The 19,336-nt window shown below is 63.4% G+C and carries 21 protein-coding genes; 7 read left to right on the plus strand and 14 right to left on the minus strand.

Features of this window, described 5'->3' with window-relative positions:
* Window position 1: 1 nt before the first annotated feature.
* From QUH67_RS17800 to QUH67_RS17810, 3 genes are all read right to left on the minus strand, one after another.
* Entirely contained in the window at window positions 2-913 is a 912-nt protein-coding gene (locus QUH67_RS17800) for a carbohydrate ABC transporter permease (RefSeq protein WP_300940090.1), read from the minus strand.
* A complete protein-coding gene (locus QUH67_RS17805; RefSeq protein ID WP_300940091.1) occupies window positions 913-1,851 on the minus strand; it encodes a carbohydrate ABC transporter permease in 939 nt (312 codons plus the stop codon). Before QUH67_RS17805 ends, QUH67_RS17800 begins: the two co-directional genes overlap by 1 nt.
* A gap of 126 nt (window positions 1,852-1,977) precedes the next feature.
* Window positions 1,978-3,318: an ABC transporter substrate-binding protein gene (locus QUH67_RS17810; RefSeq protein WP_300940092.1), complete on the minus strand. Its 1,341-nt coding sequence runs from the start codon at window positions 3,316-3,318 to the stop codon at window positions 1,978-1,980.
* 437 nt (window positions 3,319-3,755) lie between these two features.
* Between QUH67_RS17810 and QUH67_RS17815 the strand changes: the two genes are divergently transcribed.
* On the plus strand, window positions 3,756-4,538 hold the full coding sequence (locus tag QUH67_RS17815; RefSeq protein WP_407080332.1) for a Spy/CpxP family protein refolding chaperone: 783 nt from the start codon (window positions 3,756-3,758) through the stop codon (window positions 4,536-4,538).
* A gap of 290 nt (window positions 4,539-4,828) precedes the next feature.
* Here QUH67_RS17815 and QUH67_RS17820 read toward each other — a convergent pair whose 3' ends face one another.
* Entirely contained in the window at window positions 4,829-5,230 is a 402-nt protein-coding gene (locus QUH67_RS17820; RefSeq protein ID WP_300940093.1) for a VOC family protein, read from the minus strand.
* A 13-nt stretch (window positions 5,231-5,243) separates the two neighbouring features.
* A complete protein-coding gene (locus tag QUH67_RS17825) occupies window positions 5,244-6,428 on the minus strand; it encodes an acyl-CoA dehydrogenase family protein (RefSeq protein ID WP_300940094.1) in 1,185 nt (394 codons plus the stop codon).
* A 230-nt stretch (window positions 6,429-6,658) separates the two neighbouring features.
* Between QUH67_RS17825 and QUH67_RS17830 the strand changes: the two genes are divergently transcribed.
* Complete coding sequence (locus tag QUH67_RS17830; protein WP_300940095.1) at window positions 6,659-6,937, plus strand: PilZ domain-containing protein; 279 nt, start codon at window positions 6,659-6,661, stop codon at window positions 6,935-6,937.
* A gap of 11 nt (window positions 6,938-6,948) precedes the next feature.
* Here the strand turns inward: QUH67_RS17830 and QUH67_RS17835 are convergent, their stop codons facing one another.
* The 7 genes from QUH67_RS17835 to fixL form a co-directional block, all read right to left on the minus strand.
* Window positions 6,949-7,917, minus strand: coding sequence for a Bug family tripartite tricarboxylate transporter substrate binding protein (locus tag QUH67_RS17835; protein WP_300940096.1), 969 nt, complete (start codon window positions 7,915-7,917; stop codon window positions 6,949-6,951).
* 85 nt (window positions 7,918-8,002) lie between these two features.
* On the minus strand, window positions 8,003-8,521 hold the full coding sequence (locus QUH67_RS17840) for a DsbA family protein (RefSeq protein WP_300940097.1): 519 nt from the start codon (window positions 8,519-8,521) through the stop codon (window positions 8,003-8,005).
* A gap of 517 nt (window positions 8,522-9,038) precedes the next feature.
* The gene (locus QUH67_RS17845; protein ID WP_300940098.1) at window positions 9,039-9,299 is read right to left on the minus strand and encodes a hypothetical protein; all 261 of its coding nucleotides are present in this window, start codon (window positions 9,297-9,299) and stop codon (window positions 9,039-9,041) included.
* Between the two features lie 40 nt (window positions 9,300-9,339).
* On the minus strand, window positions 9,340-10,044 hold the full coding sequence (locus QUH67_RS17850; RefSeq protein WP_300940099.1) for a helix-turn-helix domain-containing protein: 705 nt from the start codon (window positions 10,042-10,044) through the stop codon (window positions 9,340-9,342).
* Between the two features lie 124 nt (window positions 10,045-10,168).
* Window positions 10,169-10,534 carry a response regulator gene (locus tag QUH67_RS17855; RefSeq protein ID WP_300940100.1) on the minus strand — a complete coding sequence of 122 codons (366 nt, stop codon included), beginning with the start codon at window positions 10,532-10,534 and terminating at the stop codon, window positions 10,169-10,171.
* A 103-nt stretch (window positions 10,535-10,637) separates the two neighbouring features.
* A complete protein-coding gene (gene fixJ / locus QUH67_RS17860) occupies window positions 10,638-11,252 on the minus strand; it encodes a response regulator FixJ (protein ID WP_300940101.1) in 615 nt (204 codons plus the stop codon).
* Window positions 11,239-12,780 carry a sensor protein FixL gene (gene fixL, locus QUH67_RS17865; protein ID WP_300940102.1) on the minus strand — a complete coding sequence of 514 codons (1,542 nt, stop codon included), beginning with the start codon at window positions 12,778-12,780 and terminating at the stop codon, window positions 11,239-11,241. The genes fixJ and fixL overlap by 14 nt, the downstream gene beginning before the upstream one ends.
* A 284-nt stretch (window positions 12,781-13,064) precedes the next feature.
* Between fixL and QUH67_RS17870 the strand changes: the two genes are divergently transcribed.
* Window positions 13,065-13,892, plus strand: a complete 828-nt coding sequence (locus tag QUH67_RS17870; protein ID WP_300940103.1) for a universal stress protein — start codon at window positions 13,065-13,067, stop codon at window positions 13,890-13,892.
* A 22-nt stretch (window positions 13,893-13,914) separates the two neighbouring features.
* Entirely contained in the window at window positions 13,915-14,340 is a 426-nt protein-coding gene (locus QUH67_RS17875; RefSeq protein WP_300940104.1) for a CBS domain-containing protein, read from the plus strand.
* 117 nt (window positions 14,341-14,457) lie between these two features.
* Here the strand turns inward: QUH67_RS17875 and QUH67_RS17880 are convergent, their stop codons facing one another.
* Both QUH67_RS17880 and QUH67_RS17885 read right to left on the minus strand, forming a co-directional pair.
* Window positions 14,458-15,186, minus strand: a complete 729-nt coding sequence (locus tag QUH67_RS17880; RefSeq protein WP_300940105.1) for a CBS domain-containing protein — start codon at window positions 15,184-15,186, stop codon at window positions 14,458-14,460.
* A 62-nt stretch (window positions 15,187-15,248) separates the two neighbouring features.
* Window positions 15,249-15,719: an Hsp20/alpha crystallin family protein gene (locus QUH67_RS17885; protein WP_300940106.1), complete on the minus strand. Its 471-nt coding sequence runs from the start codon at window positions 15,717-15,719 to the stop codon at window positions 15,249-15,251.
* Between the two features lie 134 nt (window positions 15,720-15,853).
* Here QUH67_RS17885 and QUH67_RS17890 point away from each other — a divergent pair, with 134 nt between their 5' ends.
* The 3 genes from QUH67_RS17890 (at window position 15,854) to QUH67_RS17900 (ending at window position 19,272) form a co-directional block, all read left to right on the plus strand.
* Window positions 15,854-16,837 (plus strand): zinc-dependent alcohol dehydrogenase family protein, encoded by a 984-nt coding sequence (locus QUH67_RS17890; RefSeq protein ID WP_300940107.1) that lies wholly within the window; start codon window positions 15,854-15,856, stop codon window positions 16,835-16,837.
* On the plus strand, window positions 16,834-18,384 hold the full coding sequence (locus QUH67_RS17895; protein ID WP_300940108.1) for a bifunctional aminoglycoside phosphotransferase/ATP-binding protein: 1,551 nt from the start codon (window positions 16,834-16,836) through the stop codon (window positions 18,382-18,384). The genes QUH67_RS17890 and QUH67_RS17895 overlap by 4 nt, the downstream gene beginning before the upstream one ends.
* Before the next feature lie 90 nt (window positions 18,385-18,474).
* Window positions 18,475-19,272, plus strand: coding sequence for a CHAD domain-containing protein (locus tag QUH67_RS17900; protein WP_300940109.1), 798 nt, complete (start codon window positions 18,475-18,477; stop codon window positions 19,270-19,272).
* The last annotated feature ends 64 nt before the right edge of the window (window positions 19,273-19,336 follow it).

Below are 19,336 nucleotides of genomic sequence, written 5' to 3' on the forward strand. Positions count from 1 at the left end.
ATCAACCCTTTGTCGCGCCGGCGGTCAGGCCGGCAATGTAATAATCCATCAGGAAAGCGTAGATGATGAGGGGCGGCGCCGCGCCGAGCAGGGCGCCGGTCATGATCTGACCCCAGGCAAACACGTCGCCCTTGATGAGGGTCGTGATGATGCCGACCGGCAGCACCAGCTGGTCGATCGACGTCGTGAACACCAGCGGATAGAGGAATTGCGCCCACGACACCGTGAAGGCGAAGATGGTCGCGGCGATGATGCCGGGGAAGGCGACCGGAATGAATATCCGCGTCAGCGTCTGGAACCATGAAGCGCCGTCGATTACGGCGGCTTCATCGAGCTCCTTCGGGATGGAGGCGAAATAGCCGATCATGATCCAGGTGCAGAACGGCACCGTCAGCGTCGGGTAGACAATCAGCAACACATACCATCGGTTGATCAGCTGAATTCCGGTGAACTCGCCGAAGGCCGCGAACATCTTGAACAGCGGCAGGAACAGCAGCGTCTCCGGGATCAGGTAGGTCAGGAAAACGCCGGTGGCGAGGGTCGCCGACCCCCAGAACCGCATCCGAGCCAGCGCGAAAGCCGCGGGGACGCTGATCAGCATCGTGATCGTCACGACGAAGATCGAGACCATCGCCGAGTTGAAGAAGAACCGCTGGAACTGGTTCGACGTGAGAATTTCGATGTAGTTCGAAAGCGTCGGGTTGAACACCCACCACGGATTGGTCGCCGCCGAGATTTCGGCACTGCTCTTGAGCGACGTGATCAGCATGTAGAGTGGCGGCAGCAGCGAAAACATCGCGAAGATGGTCAGGAAGAAATACGACCATTTCAGCGCCCAGGCGCGGTCGCGGCTCATGCTGCCGTACTTCACCTTGCGGGTCGGCGCGGCCTTGTCGATCGTCACGGTGCTCATCAGGCTTCGTTCCCGCGCTTGTTGATGTCCCGCAGAATGAAGACCGCGGCGATGGCCAGGATCGGTACCATGAACAGCGATACGCTGGCGCCCAGCGGAATGTCGCTGCCTTCGATGCCGACGCGGAACGCCCAGGTTGCGAAGATGTGCGTGTGGTCGAGCGGGCCGCCGGCGGTGAGAATGCGAACAATGTCGAAGTTCGCAAACGTGACGATCAGCGAGAACAGCGTGGTGATCGCGATGATGTTGCGCATCATCGGCAGCGTCACGTACCAGATTCGCTGCCACCAGTTGGCGCCGTCGATCGCGGCGGCTTCGTAGAGCTGGTCAGGCACGGATTTGAGCGCCGCCAGATACATGATCATGAAGAACGGCGCGCCGACCCAGATGTTGACCAGGATGACGGAGAACCGCGCCCAGGCGGCGTCACCGGTCCACGGGATCGGTCCGACGCCGAAGAACGACAGCGTATAGTTGAAGGCGCTGTAGGACGGATCGAACAGCCACAGCCAGGCCAGCGTGCTCATGGCGGGTGGGATGACCCACGGCACCAGCAGCATCCCGCGCCATTTACGCTGGCCCTTGGCCGGGATGTTGTGAACGAAATGCGCGACGACGAAGCCGATCAGCGCCTTGAACAGGACCGCCGTGATCGCGAAGATGCACGACTGCTTGACGACCAGCCAGAACGTCTCGCGCTTGAACAGGAACTCGAAATTGCCGAAGCCGACAAAGCGCGCCATCGATTTGTTGAGCGATGCCAAATGCAGCGAATAGAACGCCGGATAGACCACCAGAACTCCGACCAGGATGATCAGCGGCAGCGTCATCAGGAACGCCGCGGTCGATTTGCGCTTTAGCGCGCTCCGCAGGCTGGAGCGTTTGCGCCCTCCTGCAACCCCGACAACCCTGTTCGACTGAACTGCCACGTCGGCCATAGTGCTTCTTCCCTGCGAGTTTCATTTGTTCCGGGAAAGCAGGCGCTGCGCCGGCGACCCGGTGATCGGCATGAAAGCGGATAGCGCCGCCGCGGCCCTGCTTCCGGGCCGCGGCGGCGCGTATCCTCAGCTCCGCATGAAGCCTTCGAGCTCGCCCTCGGCCCAGGCCAACGTCTTCTCCATGGGCTCGCCCTGGTAGAAGCGCACGCACATCTTGGTCAGCGTGGCCTGCGTGTAGATCTGCTGGGCCACCTTCGGCGGAGCGGGCGACGCGGAGATCGACAGCACCTGGTGCTTGTGCGGGTTGGGGTAGTGATACAGCGTCCCCTTCGGCGGGCCTTCCTCGGCCCAGACCTTGAGCGTGGTGAGCTTCTCGAACGCCGGCAGGTCGTAGCCGCCGCTGGCCTTGACCATCTTCTCGACGGCATCGGGCTGCGACAGATGCATCAGCAGGCTCTTGGCCGCCTCCTTGTTCTTGGCGAACTTCCAGATGCTCCAGTAGTAGGGAAGGAAGGGGGCAAACCGTCCCTTCGGACCGACCGGGAAGCCGTGGGTCCAGCATTGCTCGGCGACTTGCGGCGCGTCGCGCTTGGCGACCGCCCAGGCGCTCGGCGGATTCATGATCAGGGCGCCACGACCCGACACCAGCCACTTGTTGTTGGAGGCGTCGTCCCAGGCCGGCGCGTCCGGCGGCAGGAACGCCATCAGCTTCTTGTAGTATTCGAGAACGGCACGGACATTGTCGTTCTTGACGACGACCTTGCCCTTGGCATCGACGACTTCGGCGCCGAAGGCGAGGAAGAACGCGCCGACGGTATCGACGTTATCGCTGGTCTCACCGAGACCGATGCCGAAAGGAACCCCGGCTTTGTGGCAGGCTTCCGCCGCCTTGAGGAAGGCGTCCGTGGTCCACGCGTCCGCCTTCGGAGCCTCTCCTGCCGGATACATCGCCTGCACATCGATGCCCGCATGTTTCTTCATCAGATCGATGCGCGAGCAGGGGCCCTTGATCTGGCTGCCGACGCAGGCGGGAACTCCCAGCCACTTGCCGTCGGCGACGCCGAGATACTTCACGGTGCCGTTGACGTCGCCGTTTTGCTTGATGATGGCTTCGACGATTTCGGTTACGGGCTCGATACTTTCGGCGAGTGAATGGGGCAACCACGTGTTCATCGCAATGATGTCGTGTCCCGACTTCGCCTGGGCCTCAGCCTGCGTCGTGAGCAAGAGCTTGTTGCCCTGGCTCGGGATGTAGTCGATCGAAACCTCGACCTTCTCCTTGGCGGCCCATTCATTGACGAGGTCGGTGGAGGCCTTGTTGGCGCCGGGCACCCAATGGTCCCAGAAGCCGATCGAGAGCTTGCCTGCAGCGTGGGCGCCGCGCACGTAAGGTGCGGTAACGAGCGCTGCGGAGGTCAGCGCAGTAGCAGCAACGAATTGTCGGCGAGAAAGATTCTTGCGTGACATATGGTGTTCCCTCTTTGCTTGCTTCTTGTTGTCGTCTTGGCGTTCCTCGTTTTATTTTTCTTGCTCTTGTTGGCGTTCACGTGATCGCGCAGATGTGGATGGCGCGCGTCCGCGAAGATTTGGTTGCGCAATCAGAACAGAATTGGATGCGTCTGTCGAGGAAGGACGCGTGCGACATTCTAGGACTAACGTTGCGTCGAAATTTCCAGCGCTCGGAATACAATGGTGCCTATCGATGCCGCATATTGCGTTGCACACGACACCGTCAACGCGAAGGGGCAGGGGATCGCTATCGTGACGCGCGTGTTCCTGGCCCACTGCCTTGAGGTTCTGGCCCGCGGCCACGCAGGGCACCGCGGCTGGACTTGCTCGTTGCGAAAACGATAGGATTCAGATTCGAGGACATCAATCCTAGCTGGCCAACACGGAGACCGACAATGACTAGCCCGACGTCCAAACTGCGCACGCATTGGAAAGTGTGCGCGGCCATGGGGTTGGCCGCCATCGTGCTTCTCAATGCGCCGCCTGCGAAAGCGCAGCTTGTTCAGGGCGTCGAGAAGGGCGTCCGTGAAGGCAACAAGGCCGCGGGCCCGGTCGGCGGCGTACTCGGCGGGGCGATCGGCGGCGTGGTGGGTGTCGTGACCGGCGTTACCGGCGTCTTCACCGGCGGCAACAATGACAACAGCAAGAGCGGCCAGGCGCCGGCGGCAAAGGACGCCAAACAGGGCGACGCTCCCAAACAGGGTGAGGCTTCCAAGCAGGGCGACACGGCGAAAGCGGCGAAGGGCAGCAAGGCGACCAAGACCGCCAAGCAGCAGCCACCGCCGCAGCCGGCTGTCCTCACCCAGCCCGGCGCTCCGCAGATGACGGCCGAGCAGATCGTCGCCACCAGCGATGCCAATATCGAGCGGATCAAGAAGGAGCTGAACCTCACGCCCGAGCAGGAGAAGCATTGGGCCGGGTTCAACAGTGCGATGCACTATCTCGGTCACAATGGCGCCGATCGCCTCAATCTGCGGGTGGCGCGCGCCAAGCGCGATCCCCCCGACGACATCATCGAGCAGATGCGCAATGAGGCACAATTTCTGAATGATCGCGCCGTCGATCAGCGCAATGTGGCGGACGCGGCCGAGCCGTTATTTGCGAGCCTGGACGACAAGCAAAAGGCCGTCTTCATTCAGGAAATGGTCAATCTGAGCCACGAGCGCGGGCTCGATTAGCGGCGCAACCTGGGGACGAATAGCCGGGTACGCATGCCCTGGGGTAGGTTGAAAGGCGTGGCACCCGGCTACTCTGCCGCAGCGGCGCGGCTGTTCCCAATCTCACTTGAATGATGATGAAACCCTGACGAACTCGCGCCTTACTGATGGCCGACTCGCGGCGTTGTCGGGAACTTCAATCTTTGATGGGTGGTGTTGCAGCTGCACATCAGGTGCGGGCAGACAAACGCCAAACGACAATCTGGCCAACAGGATGCGGCCGGATTCTCTGTGAACTCCGGGGGCGGCTGTCAGCTTTTCGGGAAGTTCAACTCGACGCCGACGCCATCCGGATCGTAGAGAAAAAACTGCGTATCGCCGGTGCGCGGCACGATGCTTTCGCGGAATTTGACGCCTTTCAAGTGCAGGCGCTTGCGCATGCCGTCGACATCGCTCGCGGCAAAGGCGATGTGGTCGAGCCGGCCGGTATCCTCGTACTTCTTCTCGGTGCCGCGGACCACGATGCCCTCGCGCGGCTTGCGTGTGCCCATCAGATGCACCGTGGCGGTGCCGCCCGAATAGAGCCAGTAGCCGGGGAAATCGAGCGGCGGGCGGTCGCCGTTTTCCAACCCGAGCACGTCGCAGTAGAAATCCTTGGTGCGCTCGAGGTCGGATGGTTCGATGGTGTAGTGCTGCAGCCCGCCAAGTGCCATGGTCGTTCTCTCCCTAGACAAAACTGAGATCGGCATCGACGCCCATCATCCAGGCGCCGACGGTTTCGAAATGCCTGAGCTGGCCCTGCAGTTGCTGCGTGACCGTGTGGATGTCGCGGAAACGGCGCTCCAGCGGGTGGTTCTCGAAGATCGCGGTGGCGCCGGCGGCGTTGTAGGCGAAGTCGACCGCCTCGCGCGCCTTGTGAATGGCGTGGGTCGACGCCATGCGGATATTCATGCGCTGCGCCACCGTGATGGTCGCGCCGGCGCGGAGGTCCTTCCAGATGTCGGCCATCGACTGCAGCATGTAGCAGCGCGCGGCGCGGAGGTTGACTTCCGCCTGCGCGAGGTTGGACTGAACCACGGCGTTGTCCCTCAGCGACTGTCGTGCGCCGCGCGGCACCTTGGTGCGCATGGTCTCGACGAAATTATCCAGCGCGGTGCGGGCGATGCCGCAGGCGACGCCGGCAAAACCCATCTGGTAGCAGGTGTGGTTGCTCATGCGGTAGAGCGGGCCGTGCTCGCGGCACTCGCGGTCGAACTCGCGGGTGATCGAATGGTCGGCGCGCACGAAGAAATCGTCGAGCGCGAACTGGTCGCTGGCGGTGCCGCGCAAGCCGACGGTGTTCCAGATGTCGGTCCACGCGACGTCCTCGGAACGCACCAGCATGGTGCGTTCGAGCGGAACGCCGCTGGCATCGCATTTGGGTGAACCGTCGGCTGCAAAAATCGGGCAGTGCGCGCCGAGCCAGGTGGCATGCCGGCCGCCGGAGGCAAAGGACCATACGCCGGTGACCCGGTAGCCGCCCTCGCATTCGACCGCGCGGACCCGGGGGCCGGGCCCCCATGCCAGCACCGCTCGCGGATCGCCGAAAATCGCCTGCGCCACCGGGAGGTCGAGATAGGCTGCCGACATCGCACATCCGCCGGCCTGGCTGAGGCACCAGGCGGTGGACGCATCTGCCTTGGCGATGGTCTCGATGACATGGAAAAAGGTGATGGGATCGGTTTCGATGCCGCTGGCCGAGCGCGGCAGCAACAAGCGAAACAATTGCGCATCGTGCAGCTTGTCGAGGAGATCGGGCGGCAGGCGGCGCGTGGTCTCGATGTCGCCGGAAGCGATGGCGACATCGGGAGAAATAGCCTCAGCCCGGGCGATCACCGCCCGGTCGCCGGCAAGATCGGCTGAATTTGCCATCGGAGTATTCAAGACCATGCCCACCGGTCCGTCCCGCCCCTGTGTTGTTCATTGGTAGAAAGGCTATCGCGCCATCGCGGGGATCGGCAAGTCCATGATGGCGCGGAGCACATCTGCGAACAAGCGAGCGGGACCGCCTCCGGGCGCGCCTATTGCGCTTTTCCCGCGCGTGAACTGACTTTGTTTAAGATTTTGTCTTAGCTTCGCGGCCCTGTCGGGGTGGGGCGAGTATGCAAGAAAAGCGAAAATATCCGCGAACGGAAATTGACGAGCCCGGCTTTGTCTCGTCGGGCGGTTCCGTCATGTCCTGCATGATCCGGAATATTTCACCTGAAGGCGCGGCGATCGACGTCGACAATCCGGCCTTTGTTCCGCAGCGCTTCCGCCTGGTCATGGCCAAAGACCGTTCTGTCGTGCACGAGTGCCGGGTCGCCTGGATCCAGAAAAGTCGTATTGGCTTGACCTTCGTGCAGACCGCGGATGCGCCCGAGAGCCCGCCGGCATCATAACCCGGAGGTCGTCACTCGATCCGCAGCTTGGCGTCGCGCACGACCTTGCCCCACTTGTCGATCTCCAGCGCGATACGCGCGCCGTATTGTTCCGGCGTGTTGGCCACCGGTTTGAAGCCGAGAACGGTGAGACGCTCCTTCACTTCCGGCTGGGCAACGATTTTGGCGATCTCGCGATAGAGCAGATCGACGATTTCCTTCGGCGTTCCGGCAGGCGCGACGATGCCCGTCAGCGTGTCGGCGTCCTGGTCCTTCACGCCCTGTTCGGTATAGGTCGGCACATCGGGCAGGCTGGCGGATCGTTCCGCCGACGCCAGGCCGAGGGCACGCAGTTGCCCGCTCTGCACGGCCGAAAGGGAAGATGGCAGGGCGGTGAATGCGATCGGCGTGTGGCCGCCGACCGTGGCCTGGACCGCCGGCCCGGCGCCCGTGAAAGGCACGTGCACCAGATCGAGTTTGAAGGCGAGGCGGAACAGCTCGCCGCCCAGATGCGGCGTCGATCCAACCCCCGGGCCGGCAAAGCTGTATTTGCCGGGGTTGTCCCTGATCAGCTGGACCAGCTCCGGCAGCGTCCTGGCCGGCACTTGCGGATTCACCACCACGATATTCGGCGAAGCCGCCACCAGCGTCACCGGCGCGAAATCCTTGACCGGATCGTACGGCACCTTGGCGTAGAGGCTGGGGTTGACGACGAAGCCGGTGCTGATCGCCATGATCGTGTAACCGTCGGGCGTCACGCGCGCGACCTGGCCGGCCGCGGTGTTGCCGCCGGCCCCGCCGATGTTTTCGACAAAGAATTGTTGTCCGAGATTATCGGTCAGCTTCTGGGCGACGATGCGGGCGATGGCGTCGGTCGGTCCGCCGGCGGGGAACCCGACCACGACACGCACCGGCCGGGCGGGGTAGTTTTCCGCCGCCGACGGCACCACACCGGACAGCAGCCATGCCGCTGCGAAGACCACGCGCAAAGCTGCGACCACGGCGCTCTCCCCATTATGTTTGTTGGGGTCATCATCGGCGAGGTGGCGGCGGCAGACAAGGGGTGATCGGAAGGGGCTGCGGCCGCTATTTCGCGAGCAACGGCAACAACCGCTCTTCCAGTTCCTCGAACGGCATCGAGCCCTGCAACCTCACGCCGTTGAGAAAGAAGGTCGGCGTCGACGTGACCTTCAATTGCTGGACGGCGTATTGCTGGTCGGCGGTCAACTTGTCGAACTGCGACTGGTCCTGTTCGCAGGTCGTGACATCCTGTTCGCTCATGCCATTTTGCCTGCCCACATAGAGCAGCGTATCCTTGGTCTGCGCCATCAAGCGATCCTGCAGCTTGAAGAGAAGCTCGACCGCGCCGAGGTATTTTTCGGGATCGCCATTGCCGATGCAGCGCGCCAGGATCGAGGCAGCGGCGGCCTTGATGTCGAGCGGAAATTCGCGAAACACGAAACGCACCTTGCCGGTGTCGATATATTTCGACCGCAACATCGGAAATACATTCTGGGCGAAGGCTGCGCAATGCGGGCAGCTCATCGACGAATATTCGGTGATCGTGACCGGCGCGTCCGGCGAGCCGATGGCGATGTCCGGCATCGACACCGGTTTGACGACGGCGGCGGGGCGATCGCACTTTGGGCGACGGCTGTGCGCGAAAAACCCGGCACTGCAAGGGCGAGCAAGACGGCGAAAGCAATACGGCGACGAACGTTCAACGGTTACTCCGAAATGAACTGGCGAGGGGCAAGGGGTAAGCGGGCCAGGGCACGCAAGTCATACTACCGATTTTACGAGCCAGAGGCTACCTGACCGGGTCACAACCGGAATTGGCCGCACGGCGTTGGCGAGCTGTGCTCGATCGATGCCAGTCGCCGCTGACGAAACGCGCCGTCAGCAAAAAATGCCCCGCGACGCGGTCATTGCGACCGGCGATGGCGGGGCAGTCTTAGGAGAAAACGGCGAGATCGCCGAATAATGATGCGGACATCGTCGTCCCACATCATGTGTATTCACGATCTCACCTGTTCGGCGTATCCGCATTGAGCTGGATCAAACAGAAAAACGCCGGACCTTGCCGCCATCCCATACGTACAGCCAGCGGTTCGCGTCCGGATCAGGACGCCACGCGGCTCCACGTATGCTTGCAGGGGGCGGCCGACTGGTCCGCCGGGTGTTCGAACTCGTGATGCCCGCTCAGGTGCATCACCTCGACGCAATCGGCATTCAGGCGCTCATTGTCGACCAATCGTTCTGCCAACACCAGCGCCTGCGATGGTCCGGTCGACTGGACGTCGATCTGGCGCTGCAGGCATTTAAAGCTGTGGCCATCGGAGTTGCAGAGATCCTTGTAGAAGGAGACGCGATAGTTGTTCATCTGGCCCTCCGTGCGTCCGGTGTTGCGGTCCAGTCTACCCTCAGGCGTCCATGTCCGCCAGCCGCTGGCGGTTGCGCAGCACGATTTGACGGGCGCTTGAGAATGCCAGAACGCCCTCGTCGCTGAGCAGGGAAAGCGCGCGCGAAACGGTCTCCAGCGTCAGGCCGAGATAGTCGCCGATGTCGCGGCGGCACATCGGGAGCGCCATCAGGCCTGCCTTGGTGAGCCGGCGGTCCATTTCCAGCAGGAAGGTCGCGACTTTTTCGATCGCGGTCTTGCGACCCAGAAGCAACATGTGGTCTTCGGCGTGCCGCAGGCCGCCGGCGGTCAAGGTCCAGAGGTTGTGGGCGACCTGGACGTTCGATGTCGCGGCGGCTTCGAGGCTGCGGCGTTTCACGAGGCGAACAGTCGTGTCGGCGATCGCTTCGGCGGTCAGGCGATGGGTTGCGCCTGCGTCGAGGCCGAACACGTCGCCGGGCAGATGGAATGCACCGATCTGACGCCGTCCGTCGTTGAGGAGCTTGTAGGTGCGGACCGCGCCGCGGACCACCTGGTAGACATACTCGCAAGGCTCGCCGTCACCGTAGATCTCCTCGTCCTTGCTGTAGGAGAACTCGCTGGCCACGACTCCCGCGCAGGCTGCGATCACGCTGAACTGGTCGACGGCCGGAACGGGCTCGGCGCGCGGCGCGCGAAAAGCCTGAGACGACGGAACTAGTGGGGAGGTGATCGTCTGGGCGAGCATTTTGCCATCTCCGTGGGTGCAGGATGGCTTCGATGTAGCCCGGGTTTTTGCGGCCCGATATCTGGGTCGATATCCTAAGGGCTGGCCCTTACGGGGTTTTACGGAGGTGACGTGCCGATATGTTTCAGGACGGAATTGTCGAATCGATCGCCTGTCGGACGCACTCGGTCAGCTTGTTTTCCAGATTGGGCTTCAAAAGCACCTGGCGCACGCCAATCGATCCTGCCTTGGCGGCGATTCTTTCGTCCGGATAGCCGGTGATCAGGATGATCGGGGTCGAAACCTCCAGCCTCCGCAGCCGGATGCTCAGTTCCAGACCGTCGAGTTCCGCCATCTTGTAATCAATGACCAGACAATCGGCGCTGTTTCGGGCGGAAGATCCCAGCAATGCGGCCCCGTTGCGGAACGTCCGAACCTCGAAGCCCTCGGTTTCCAGCAGAAAATGCAACGATGTGCGCACGTCGTGATCGTCATCGACGACGTAAACCATCGGCTTCCTCGGCGGTCCGATGCAGGCTTCATCGCAGGCGTAGGTTCGAGCGTGGGTCATCGCGACAAGGTATAAGCATATCGAGCCACCGAATTGACTTGGCTCAATCTTCGACGATGCCGGCCCTGATCGCAAACCGTACCAGTTCGGAAAGGTTGTCGGCCTGCATCTTGGTCATCACGTTGGCCCGGTAGACCTCCACCGTGCGGGGGCTGATATCGTATTCCCGGGCGATCGCCTTGTTCGACTGGCCCGTTACAAGCCCCTGCATCACCTGGCGTTCGCGCTGGGTCAGGCTGGCGACGCGAGCGGCCATATCGGCCGATAGCGCTTCGCTTTTCGCGCCGCTGTCGCGCTCCGCGAGCGCGGTCTCGATCATGCCGATCAGCCGGTCGTCCTCGAACGGCTTTTCGAGAAAATCGAGCGCGCCGAGCTTCATCGCCTCGACGGCGAGCGGCACGTCGCCATGTCCGGTCATGACGATCACCGGAAGCTTTCGCGGGCCGGAACGCAACTGCCGCAACAGTTCCATGCCGTCGATACCGGGCATGCGTACATCCGTGACGACACAGCCGGCTTGCAGGTTAGCCAGTTCGTCGAGGAATGCCTGGGCGGAATCGAACAGGCGCACGTCGAATCCGGCCGAGCCCAGCAGGAAATCCAGCGAGTCGCGCATCGCCGCGTCGTCGTCGATGACATAGACTTTAGCGCTCGGCATCGGTCATATCCTTGGCGGGAGCGGCGGCGGGCAGGGTGAAATGAAAGGTCGCGCCACCGGCGCCATTGGTTTCAGCCCACATCCGGCCGCCGTGGGATTCGATGATGGTGCGGCTGATGGAAAGGCCGACGCCCATGCCGGTTTCCTTGGTCGTGAAGAAGGGCTGGAACAGGTTCGCATGCGCATCGCCGGCAAAGCCGCTACCGGTGTCGGAAATTGCGATTTCGATCATGTCGTCGGTGGCCTTGGTGTTCGATGCGATCAACTCGCGGTGGGGCGAGACGGCCATGGCCTCCAGCGCATTGCGGAACAGGTTGACCAGCACCTGCTGGATCTGGACCCTGTCGGCCAGCACGAGGTCCGCTGCCGGGTCGAGGTTGAAGCGCAGAAACACGCCCTGCTCGCGGGCGCCGCTGAGCCCGAGCGCGCCGGCTTCCTCGATCATCTTCGACAGGCTTTCCACACGCTTCTCGGAGACGTCGCGGGCGACGAAGTCGCGCAATCGGCGGATGATGTCGCCGGCGCGGATCGCCTGCTCGGCGGCGCGATCGAGCGCCGCTTCGATCTTCGGCGCGTTGGCATCGGTTGAACTGGCCAGCAGGCGGCGCGATCCCTTCATGTAGTTGCTGATGGCCGACAGCGGCTGGTTGAGTTCGTGGGCCAGCGCCGAAGCCATCTCGCCCATAGCGGTCAAACGCGAGACGTGGACCAGTTCGGACTGTAGCTCCTGCAGCCGGGCCTGGGTTTGCTGCTGCTCGGTGAGATCGCGGACGAAGCCGGTGAAGAAGGGTTTTCCGTCTGAACTCATCTCGCCGATGGTGAGGTGCATCGGAAATGTCGTGCCGTCCCTGCGCATGCCGGTGACGATGCGCCCGATGCCGATGATGCGCCGTTCGCCTGTCTTCAGATAGCGAGCGATGTAGCCGTCATGACGGCTGCGATCCGGCTCCGGCATCAGTTCGCTGATGTTCTTCCCGATCGCCTCCGCTTCGGAGTAGCCGAACTGCCGTTCGGCGGCGCTGGAGAAGAACTGCATGCTGCCATGCTCGTCGATGACGATCATCGCGTCCGGGATGGTGTCCAGGATCGAGCGAAAGTGCCGCTCGCGCGTCCTCACCGTGTCCTCGAGCCGCTTCTCGCGATTGATGTCGATCACGATGCCGCCGAGCCGGGCGGGGACGCCGTCGGGGCCGTTGATGGTGGTACCCACCGCACGCAGCCAGTGCCCTTCGTCCGAACCCCGGCGTACCCGGTACTGAGCGTCGTAGTTGCACCCGGTATCGATCGATTGCTGGATGGCCCGTGCCGTACGGTCGCGATCCTGCGGATCGAGCAGGGAGAGAAACAGATCGTAGTCGACGGATGTGTCCTGCCCGACGCCGAAGAGCTCCCGTGCGCCGTTGGACCAGTTCAATTTTCCGGTCGACAGCTCGAGATCCCAGGCACCGACGCCCGACCCCTCGGCACCGCTGCGTGCGTTCTGGTCAAGCGGATTCTGATTTCGAAAGGGGCGGTCGGGGTCGATCATGTTTCGCCTTGAAGGCAACTCCTACTTCTCAGATACCGCATTACAGAGAGCCTGTGAAATCGCCGTGGAATTAAATTTCATGTTCCCCACATCCATATGAATCATTTCAGCTTTTCTGATGTTGCAGCGCCGGGACGGCGGCGGCGTGGGCTCGGTTCCGAGCCCCTCCGGCGGCAATGCGGGATTTTGATCTAGGTCAGCTTCGACGCAGGACGTGCGTCTAGGATGGCGCCGTGCGGACGAGTCCCAGATGCGGAGGCTCGCCCCAAGGCGCGGAGCAGGTGATGAACTACAAAACCGTCATGGTCGGCCTGGCGCTGGACCGGCCCAATAATGCCTGCCTGCGGGTGGCCGGCGATCTCGCCGAGCGGTTCGGCGCGCGGATCATCGGCGCGGCCGCTTCGGATCTCCGGCCGCCGATGTATTTCGCCGAGGGCGCGGTTGCGCAAAACCTGCTCGACGAGGAGGCCGCGGCTGTCGAGCGGAGGATGTCGGAGCTCGAAGCCGAGTTTCGCGCGGCGGTGGAGAAGCGCGCCACGGCGGTGGAGTGGCGGTCCGCCCGGGCGTTGCCGGTGCCCCACATGCTGCGGCAGGCGAGAGCCGCCGATATCGTTGTGGTCGGCGCCCGTCCGGAAGCTCTGGTCGATCCTTGCGCAGCGCCGGACCCGAGCGATCTACTGATGCAGCTCGGCCGGCCGCTGGTCGTGGTGCCTCAAGCGGCGGAATGGCTTGATCTGAGAAGCGTTCTGATCGCCTGGAAGGACGGGCGCGAGGCCCGCCGGGCCGCGTTCGACGCGCTGCCGATTCTGGCCGTCGCAACGGAAGTCACGGTTACGGAAATCCCCGAGCAGGACGGCCGTCGCGCGGATGCGCTGGCGCATGTCGCCGACGTGGCGGCCTGGCTGCGAGGCCATGGCATCGCGGCCAACACCGTGGTTCCCGAACAGGCCGGCGGGGCGACCGCTCAGATCGAGAGCATTGCCGCCCATGTCGGGGCCGGCGTGGTGATCGCCGGCGCCTATGGCCACTCCCGATTGCGCGAATGGGTGCTTGGCGGCGTGACGCGCCACCTCGCAACCGAGTCGCGTCGTTGCGCGTTCCTGTCCCGTTAAGCTGCAATGGCGAGGACCCCCCGTGCATAAATTTCTCGAAGCCAGCGCCGGGCAATACATGACGCGACAGGTGAAGACAGTCACGCGCGACACCACGATGCGCGACCTGCACAAGATGTTCGAGGCCGATAATTTCAACTGCTATCCGGTGCGCGAAGGCGACGACATCGTCGGCGTGGTCAGCAACTTCGACTTCCTGAAATGCTTTGCGTTCAATCCGCACCGGATGGTCCCGGCGTATGATGATCTGTTGTCGCGGACCGTGGCGGACGTAATGACGCCGGAATTCATTTACGTCGATCCGACGACGAAGCTGACGCGGGTTCTGCAGCTGATGGTGGATCACCGGATGAAGAGCGTTCCCGTGCTCGACGCCACGCAGCGGCTGGCCGGCATCATCGCGCGCGAGGACATCATGCGTGCGCTGACCGACAGCGCGCGCGGATAGGCCGCTCCTGCCCGGATCATGATGCGATCAAATCGCGTCATGATCTCTTCACGTTGTTCTCTGATTTGAGCATGATCTTCTCGGCAAACCGGTACGAGCGTGCCCGGATCTCAGGCTCTAACCGGCTTTCGCCAGCTCGGCGTCTTCGGGCGATTCCAGGTACATTCCGGACATGGTATCGACCCAGCACAGATGGTCGTGGATCTTCTTGACCCCGGCGACGTTCTGCGCGGCCACCATCGACGCCTGCCGCGATCCTTCATCCGTGATCACGCCGCTGAGATGGACGATGCCGTCGCGCACGATGACGTTGAGCCCGAACGGGCTCCAGTCGTTCTTCTCGATCGCGGCGATGATGCGGCGACGGATGTGGTCATCGTCGGCGGTCGGGTCGGGCACGTCGCGGGCCAGGCCGGCAACGGCCTGCAGCAAATTGGCGCGAGAGACGATCCCGACCAGCTTGCCGTCCTTGATCACCGGCAGGCGCTTGACGTGATTGGTCTCCATGGCCTTCACGATCTCTTCCAGGGTCGTGTCTTCGGCGATCGTGATCGGATCGGCGGTCATGACCTCTGAAACCTTGCGGCCGTTCTCGCGGACGTAATCGGTGGCGGCCGCACCGGTGCCCAGCAGGAATTTCAGCCAGCGGCCACGCTTGCGCTGCGTGCCGATTTCGCTGCGTCGAATAAAGTCTCCCTCCGAGACGACGCCAACCAGCTTGCCGGCCGCATCGACCACCGGAAGCCCGCTGACGTGGCGTTGCAGCATGATGTTGGCGGCTTCGAGAATGGTGGCATCCGGCGCGACGGTAGCAACCGAATGGGTCATGATCTGATGGGCGCGCATGGCGAACTCCTGTGCGGCGTCTGCCGGAGCGCTGCGACGGTGCAGCGCCCCGGCCATTCCGTTCAAGCGGCGGATTTGATTTCGATCTGCTTGGTCTGCTTCGGCGCCGGCTTCGGCACGGTGACCTTCAGCACCCCGTTGGCGATTTCGGCCGAAATGTCCTCGACCTTGACGCCGGCAGGGAGTTCGACCGAGCGCGAAAACGAGCCATAGTTGCGCTCGACGAGATGATAGTTCTTGTTCTTCTCCTCGCGCTCGTTCTTCTTCTCGCCGCGTATGGTAAGGAGATTGTCTGCGACGTTGAGCTCGACGTCCTTCTTCTCGAGTCCCGGAAGCTCGGCGGTTATTTCGATCGCCTTGTCGGTTTCGCTGATATCCATGCTCGGCATCGCCGCGGTGGCAAAGCCCGGGATATTGCGCGTGACGCCTTCGAACAGCCGGTCGATTTCCTGCTGGAGCAGCGAGAACGGGTTGATTTCGCGGCGGGCGACCGCACCCTGGGTTCCAACGGGGATCACGGATTTGGCATTCATGATGGACCTCCTCGTAAGCCATACTGGCTGGTGAATATTAAGAGGCTCCGGCCCTTGATCCTTTGACGGGGATCAAACCTCCGGCGCATCGCTGCGGATAGGTTGCACACGCTTGCGTGAGGACGGCTGACGAGATGCACGCCATGGTTCTTGCTGCGCCCGGCGCGCCGCTCCGGTTTGAGGCCCGTGACAATCCGGTTCCGGCGCCAGGAGAAGTGCGCGTCAAGGTTGCCGCCTGCGGCGTGTGCCGGACCGATCTGCATGTCGTGGACGGCGAGTTGCCCGACATTGCCTATCCGATCGTGCCGGGTCACGAAGTGGTCGGCCGGGTGGAGGCGCTTGGGCCCGGTGTTGCCTCGCTTCGCCTCGGCGAGCGGGTGGGGGTTCCCTGGCTCGGCCATACCTGCGGCGATTGCGCCTATTGCCGGAACGAGCGAGAAAACCTCTGCGACCACCCTCGCTTCACCGGTTACACGCGCGATGGCGGGTTCGCCACGCATCTGGTCGCCGACGCGCGCTATTGCTTTCCGCTCGGCGAAGCCGGTGACGATGTCGCGATCGCACCCTTGCTCTGCGCCGGTCTCATCGGTTGGCGTTCGCTTGTGATGGCGGGCGAAGGAGAGCGCCTTGGCATCTTCGGCTTCGGCGCGGCCGGCCATATCATCGCGCAGGTCGCCCGCTGGCAGGGGCGCAGCGTCTACGCTTTCACCCGCAAGGGCGATGTCGAGGCGCAGCGCCTCGCAACATCGCTCGGCGCGGAGTGGGCCGGGGCCTCCGAAGACACGCCACCGGCGCCGCTCGACGCCGCGATCATCTTCGCTCCCGTCGGTGATCTCGTTCCATTGGCGCTACGCGCCGTACGCAAGGGCGGCCGGGTGGTCTGCGCCGGCATTCACATGTCGGATATTCCCACGTTCCCCTACCACATCCTGTGGGGAGAGCGGCAGCTGCTGTCGGTCGCCAATTTGACGCGCGGCGACGGGATCGCGTTCTTCGACGTCGCGGCGCGAGCAGGGATCAGGACACACACCAGTGCGTTTCCGTTGCGTGAGGCCAACGACGTGCTTGCGAAACTGCGCGCCGGTCAGATCACCGGCGCCGCCGTGCTGTTGCCATGAGCGATGAAAAATCGGCGGCCGAGGGGGACCTGCAGCGGCAGGTGCTCGATTTCCTGGATCGCTCCAGCTTCGGTCCGGCGGGCGGCGGCAAGCGGATCGATACCCATGCCTCGATGGTGTTTCTCGGCGCTGATCGGGTCCTGAAGGTCAAGCGGGCCTGCCGCCTGCCGTTCCTCGATTACTCAACGCTGGAGAAGCGCAAACGGGCCTGTGAGGAGGAACTGAAGGTCAACGCGCCGAATGCGCCCGAACTCTACCGGCGCGTCGTCGCCATCACGCGCAACGCCGATGGGACCTTCGAAATCGACGGGAAGGGTACGCCCGCCGAATGGGCGGTCGAGATGACGCGGTTCGATGACACCCAGGCGCTCGACCGTGTCGCGGCGGGGAAAGCGATCGACCCGGCGCTGGCGACGGCGATAGCCGATGCGATCCGGCGATGCCACGACCGCGCGCCGCGGGCGGACGGCGAGAGTTGGCTTGCCTCCATTCCCCCCATCATCGAACGCAACAGCGCAAAGTTTCGTACCGTGCAGCGACTGGATCCCGCGGCCATCGATCGACTCGATGCCGCCAGCCGCGATGCCGCGACGGCATTGCGGCCGTTGCTTCGACAGCGTGCCGAGCAGGGCTACGTGCGCCGCTGTCACGGCGATCTGCATCTTGCCAACATTGCGCTGGTCGACGGCCGGCCGCTGCTGTTCGATGCCATCGAATTCGATCCCGTCATCGCGACGACGGACGTGTTGTACGATCTTGCCTTTACGCTGATGGATCTGCTCCATTTCAACCAGGCCGCGGCGGCGAACGAGGTGTTCAATCTCTACCTTGCCGGAACAGGGGATGCAGGTCGCGACGGTCTCCGACTGCTGCCGTTGTTCCTGTCGATGCGGGCGGCGATCCGCGCGCATGTCCTGTTCATGAAGAGCGAGCAGGCCGTCGGGAGCGACGCGGTCTGGCAGGAAGCAAAGCGCTATTTCGATCTGGCGGGACGCCTGATCGCGCCCGAGCCGCCCGTGCTGGTCGCGATCGGCGGTTTGTCCGGAACGGGGAAATCGGTGCTCGCGCGAGGGCTGGCGGGTCTGATCGCGCCTCCGCCCGGCGCGGTCATTGTCCGCTCGGATGTCGTCCGCAAGCACCTGTTCGGCGTCGATGAAACCACAGCGCTGCCCGAAAGCGCCTATCGGCCCGACGTCACGGCGCGTGTCTACGGAATGCTTTCGAGCGAAGCTCGGCGCCTGCTGGCACAAGGCTGTTCGGTGGTGCTCGATGCGGCCTATCTGCAGGCGGCAGAACGGGCGGAAATCGCTGTTCTTGCAGGCACTTGCGGCATTCGCTTCATCGGCCTGTTCCTGACCGCCGATCTCGCCACGCGACTGGCGCGGATCGCGCAGCGCCAGGGCGATGCGTCCGATGCAACGGGCGATGTTGCCCGGAAGCAGGAGACTTTCGCGATCGGCGCGGTAGACTGGCACATCATCGATGCCTCGGGGACGCCGGAGCAGTCGCTCCGCAACGCCCGTGCTTCTGTTTGCGGTGCCGGATGAACCTTGATGAAAGCAAACCCAGGCGGAGTCCGCGGCCGGCGCAAGGCCGTTGAAGCGGCGGGCCTCGATTGTGCCGCCGCATTCCAGAAAATGGCCCTCGACGCCGTTAGCGCCATCAAGGCCCATCACGCGGGCGCGTGCGGCGGGGATGCCGAGGCGGTTCATCAGATCCGGGTCGCAATCACGCGGTTGCGTGCCGCCGTGGCGTTTTTCGCGCCGATCGTGGCCGATGCGGAATGGCTGCGCCTGAAGCGACAGATCGCCTGGCTGAACGGACCGCTCGGCAATGCCCGCGACAGTGACGTCGTCCTGGATTATGTGCGCCGGAAACGATACCGGGCATGGGCGCAGGCCATGACCGGCGAGTCATTCGAACAGCGACAGGCGCGGGATCATCGCCGCCTGGTGCGCTGCCTGCGTTCGGCACGGACAGAGCGCCTGATCGCGGCCATGGCGCGCTGGGCCAGGCAAGGCGCGTGGCTGAAGGCTTACAAGCAACGCAAGGACGCGGAAGCCCTGCCGTCCTATTGTGCGGGCGAACTCCACCGCTGGCACGCACGGCTTGTCCGCAAGGGCAAACGCCTGGATGATTTGGGAGCGGAACGCCGTCACCGGCTGCGGATCCAGGCCAAGCGATTCCGCTACATGATTGAAGCGCTGACGGAAACCGTTCCGCTGTGGAGCCACGGCAAATGCCGTCATCTGCACCGGCCGGCCAAGCGATTGCAGCGCGCCTTGGGCGACATGCGCGACCTCGAACGCCTGTCCGACCTTGCTGGTAACGGCAAGCGGCCACCGGGCTATCGTCATCAAAGGAAAAAGCTGCTCGAAGCCGCGATCGCGGCTTATCGCGATCTCAGGTACGCCGAGCTCGCCGTTGCCCGGTAATCGTTTGAACTTGACATGCGTCAACTTCAGCCGTCCGGCCGCCCTGTACCTTCGCGACACCAAC

The sequence above is a fragment of the Bradyrhizobium roseum genome (genome assembly GCF_030413175.1).
GTDB lineage: Bacteria > Pseudomonadota > Alphaproteobacteria > Rhizobiales > Xanthobacteraceae > Bradyrhizobium > Bradyrhizobium roseum.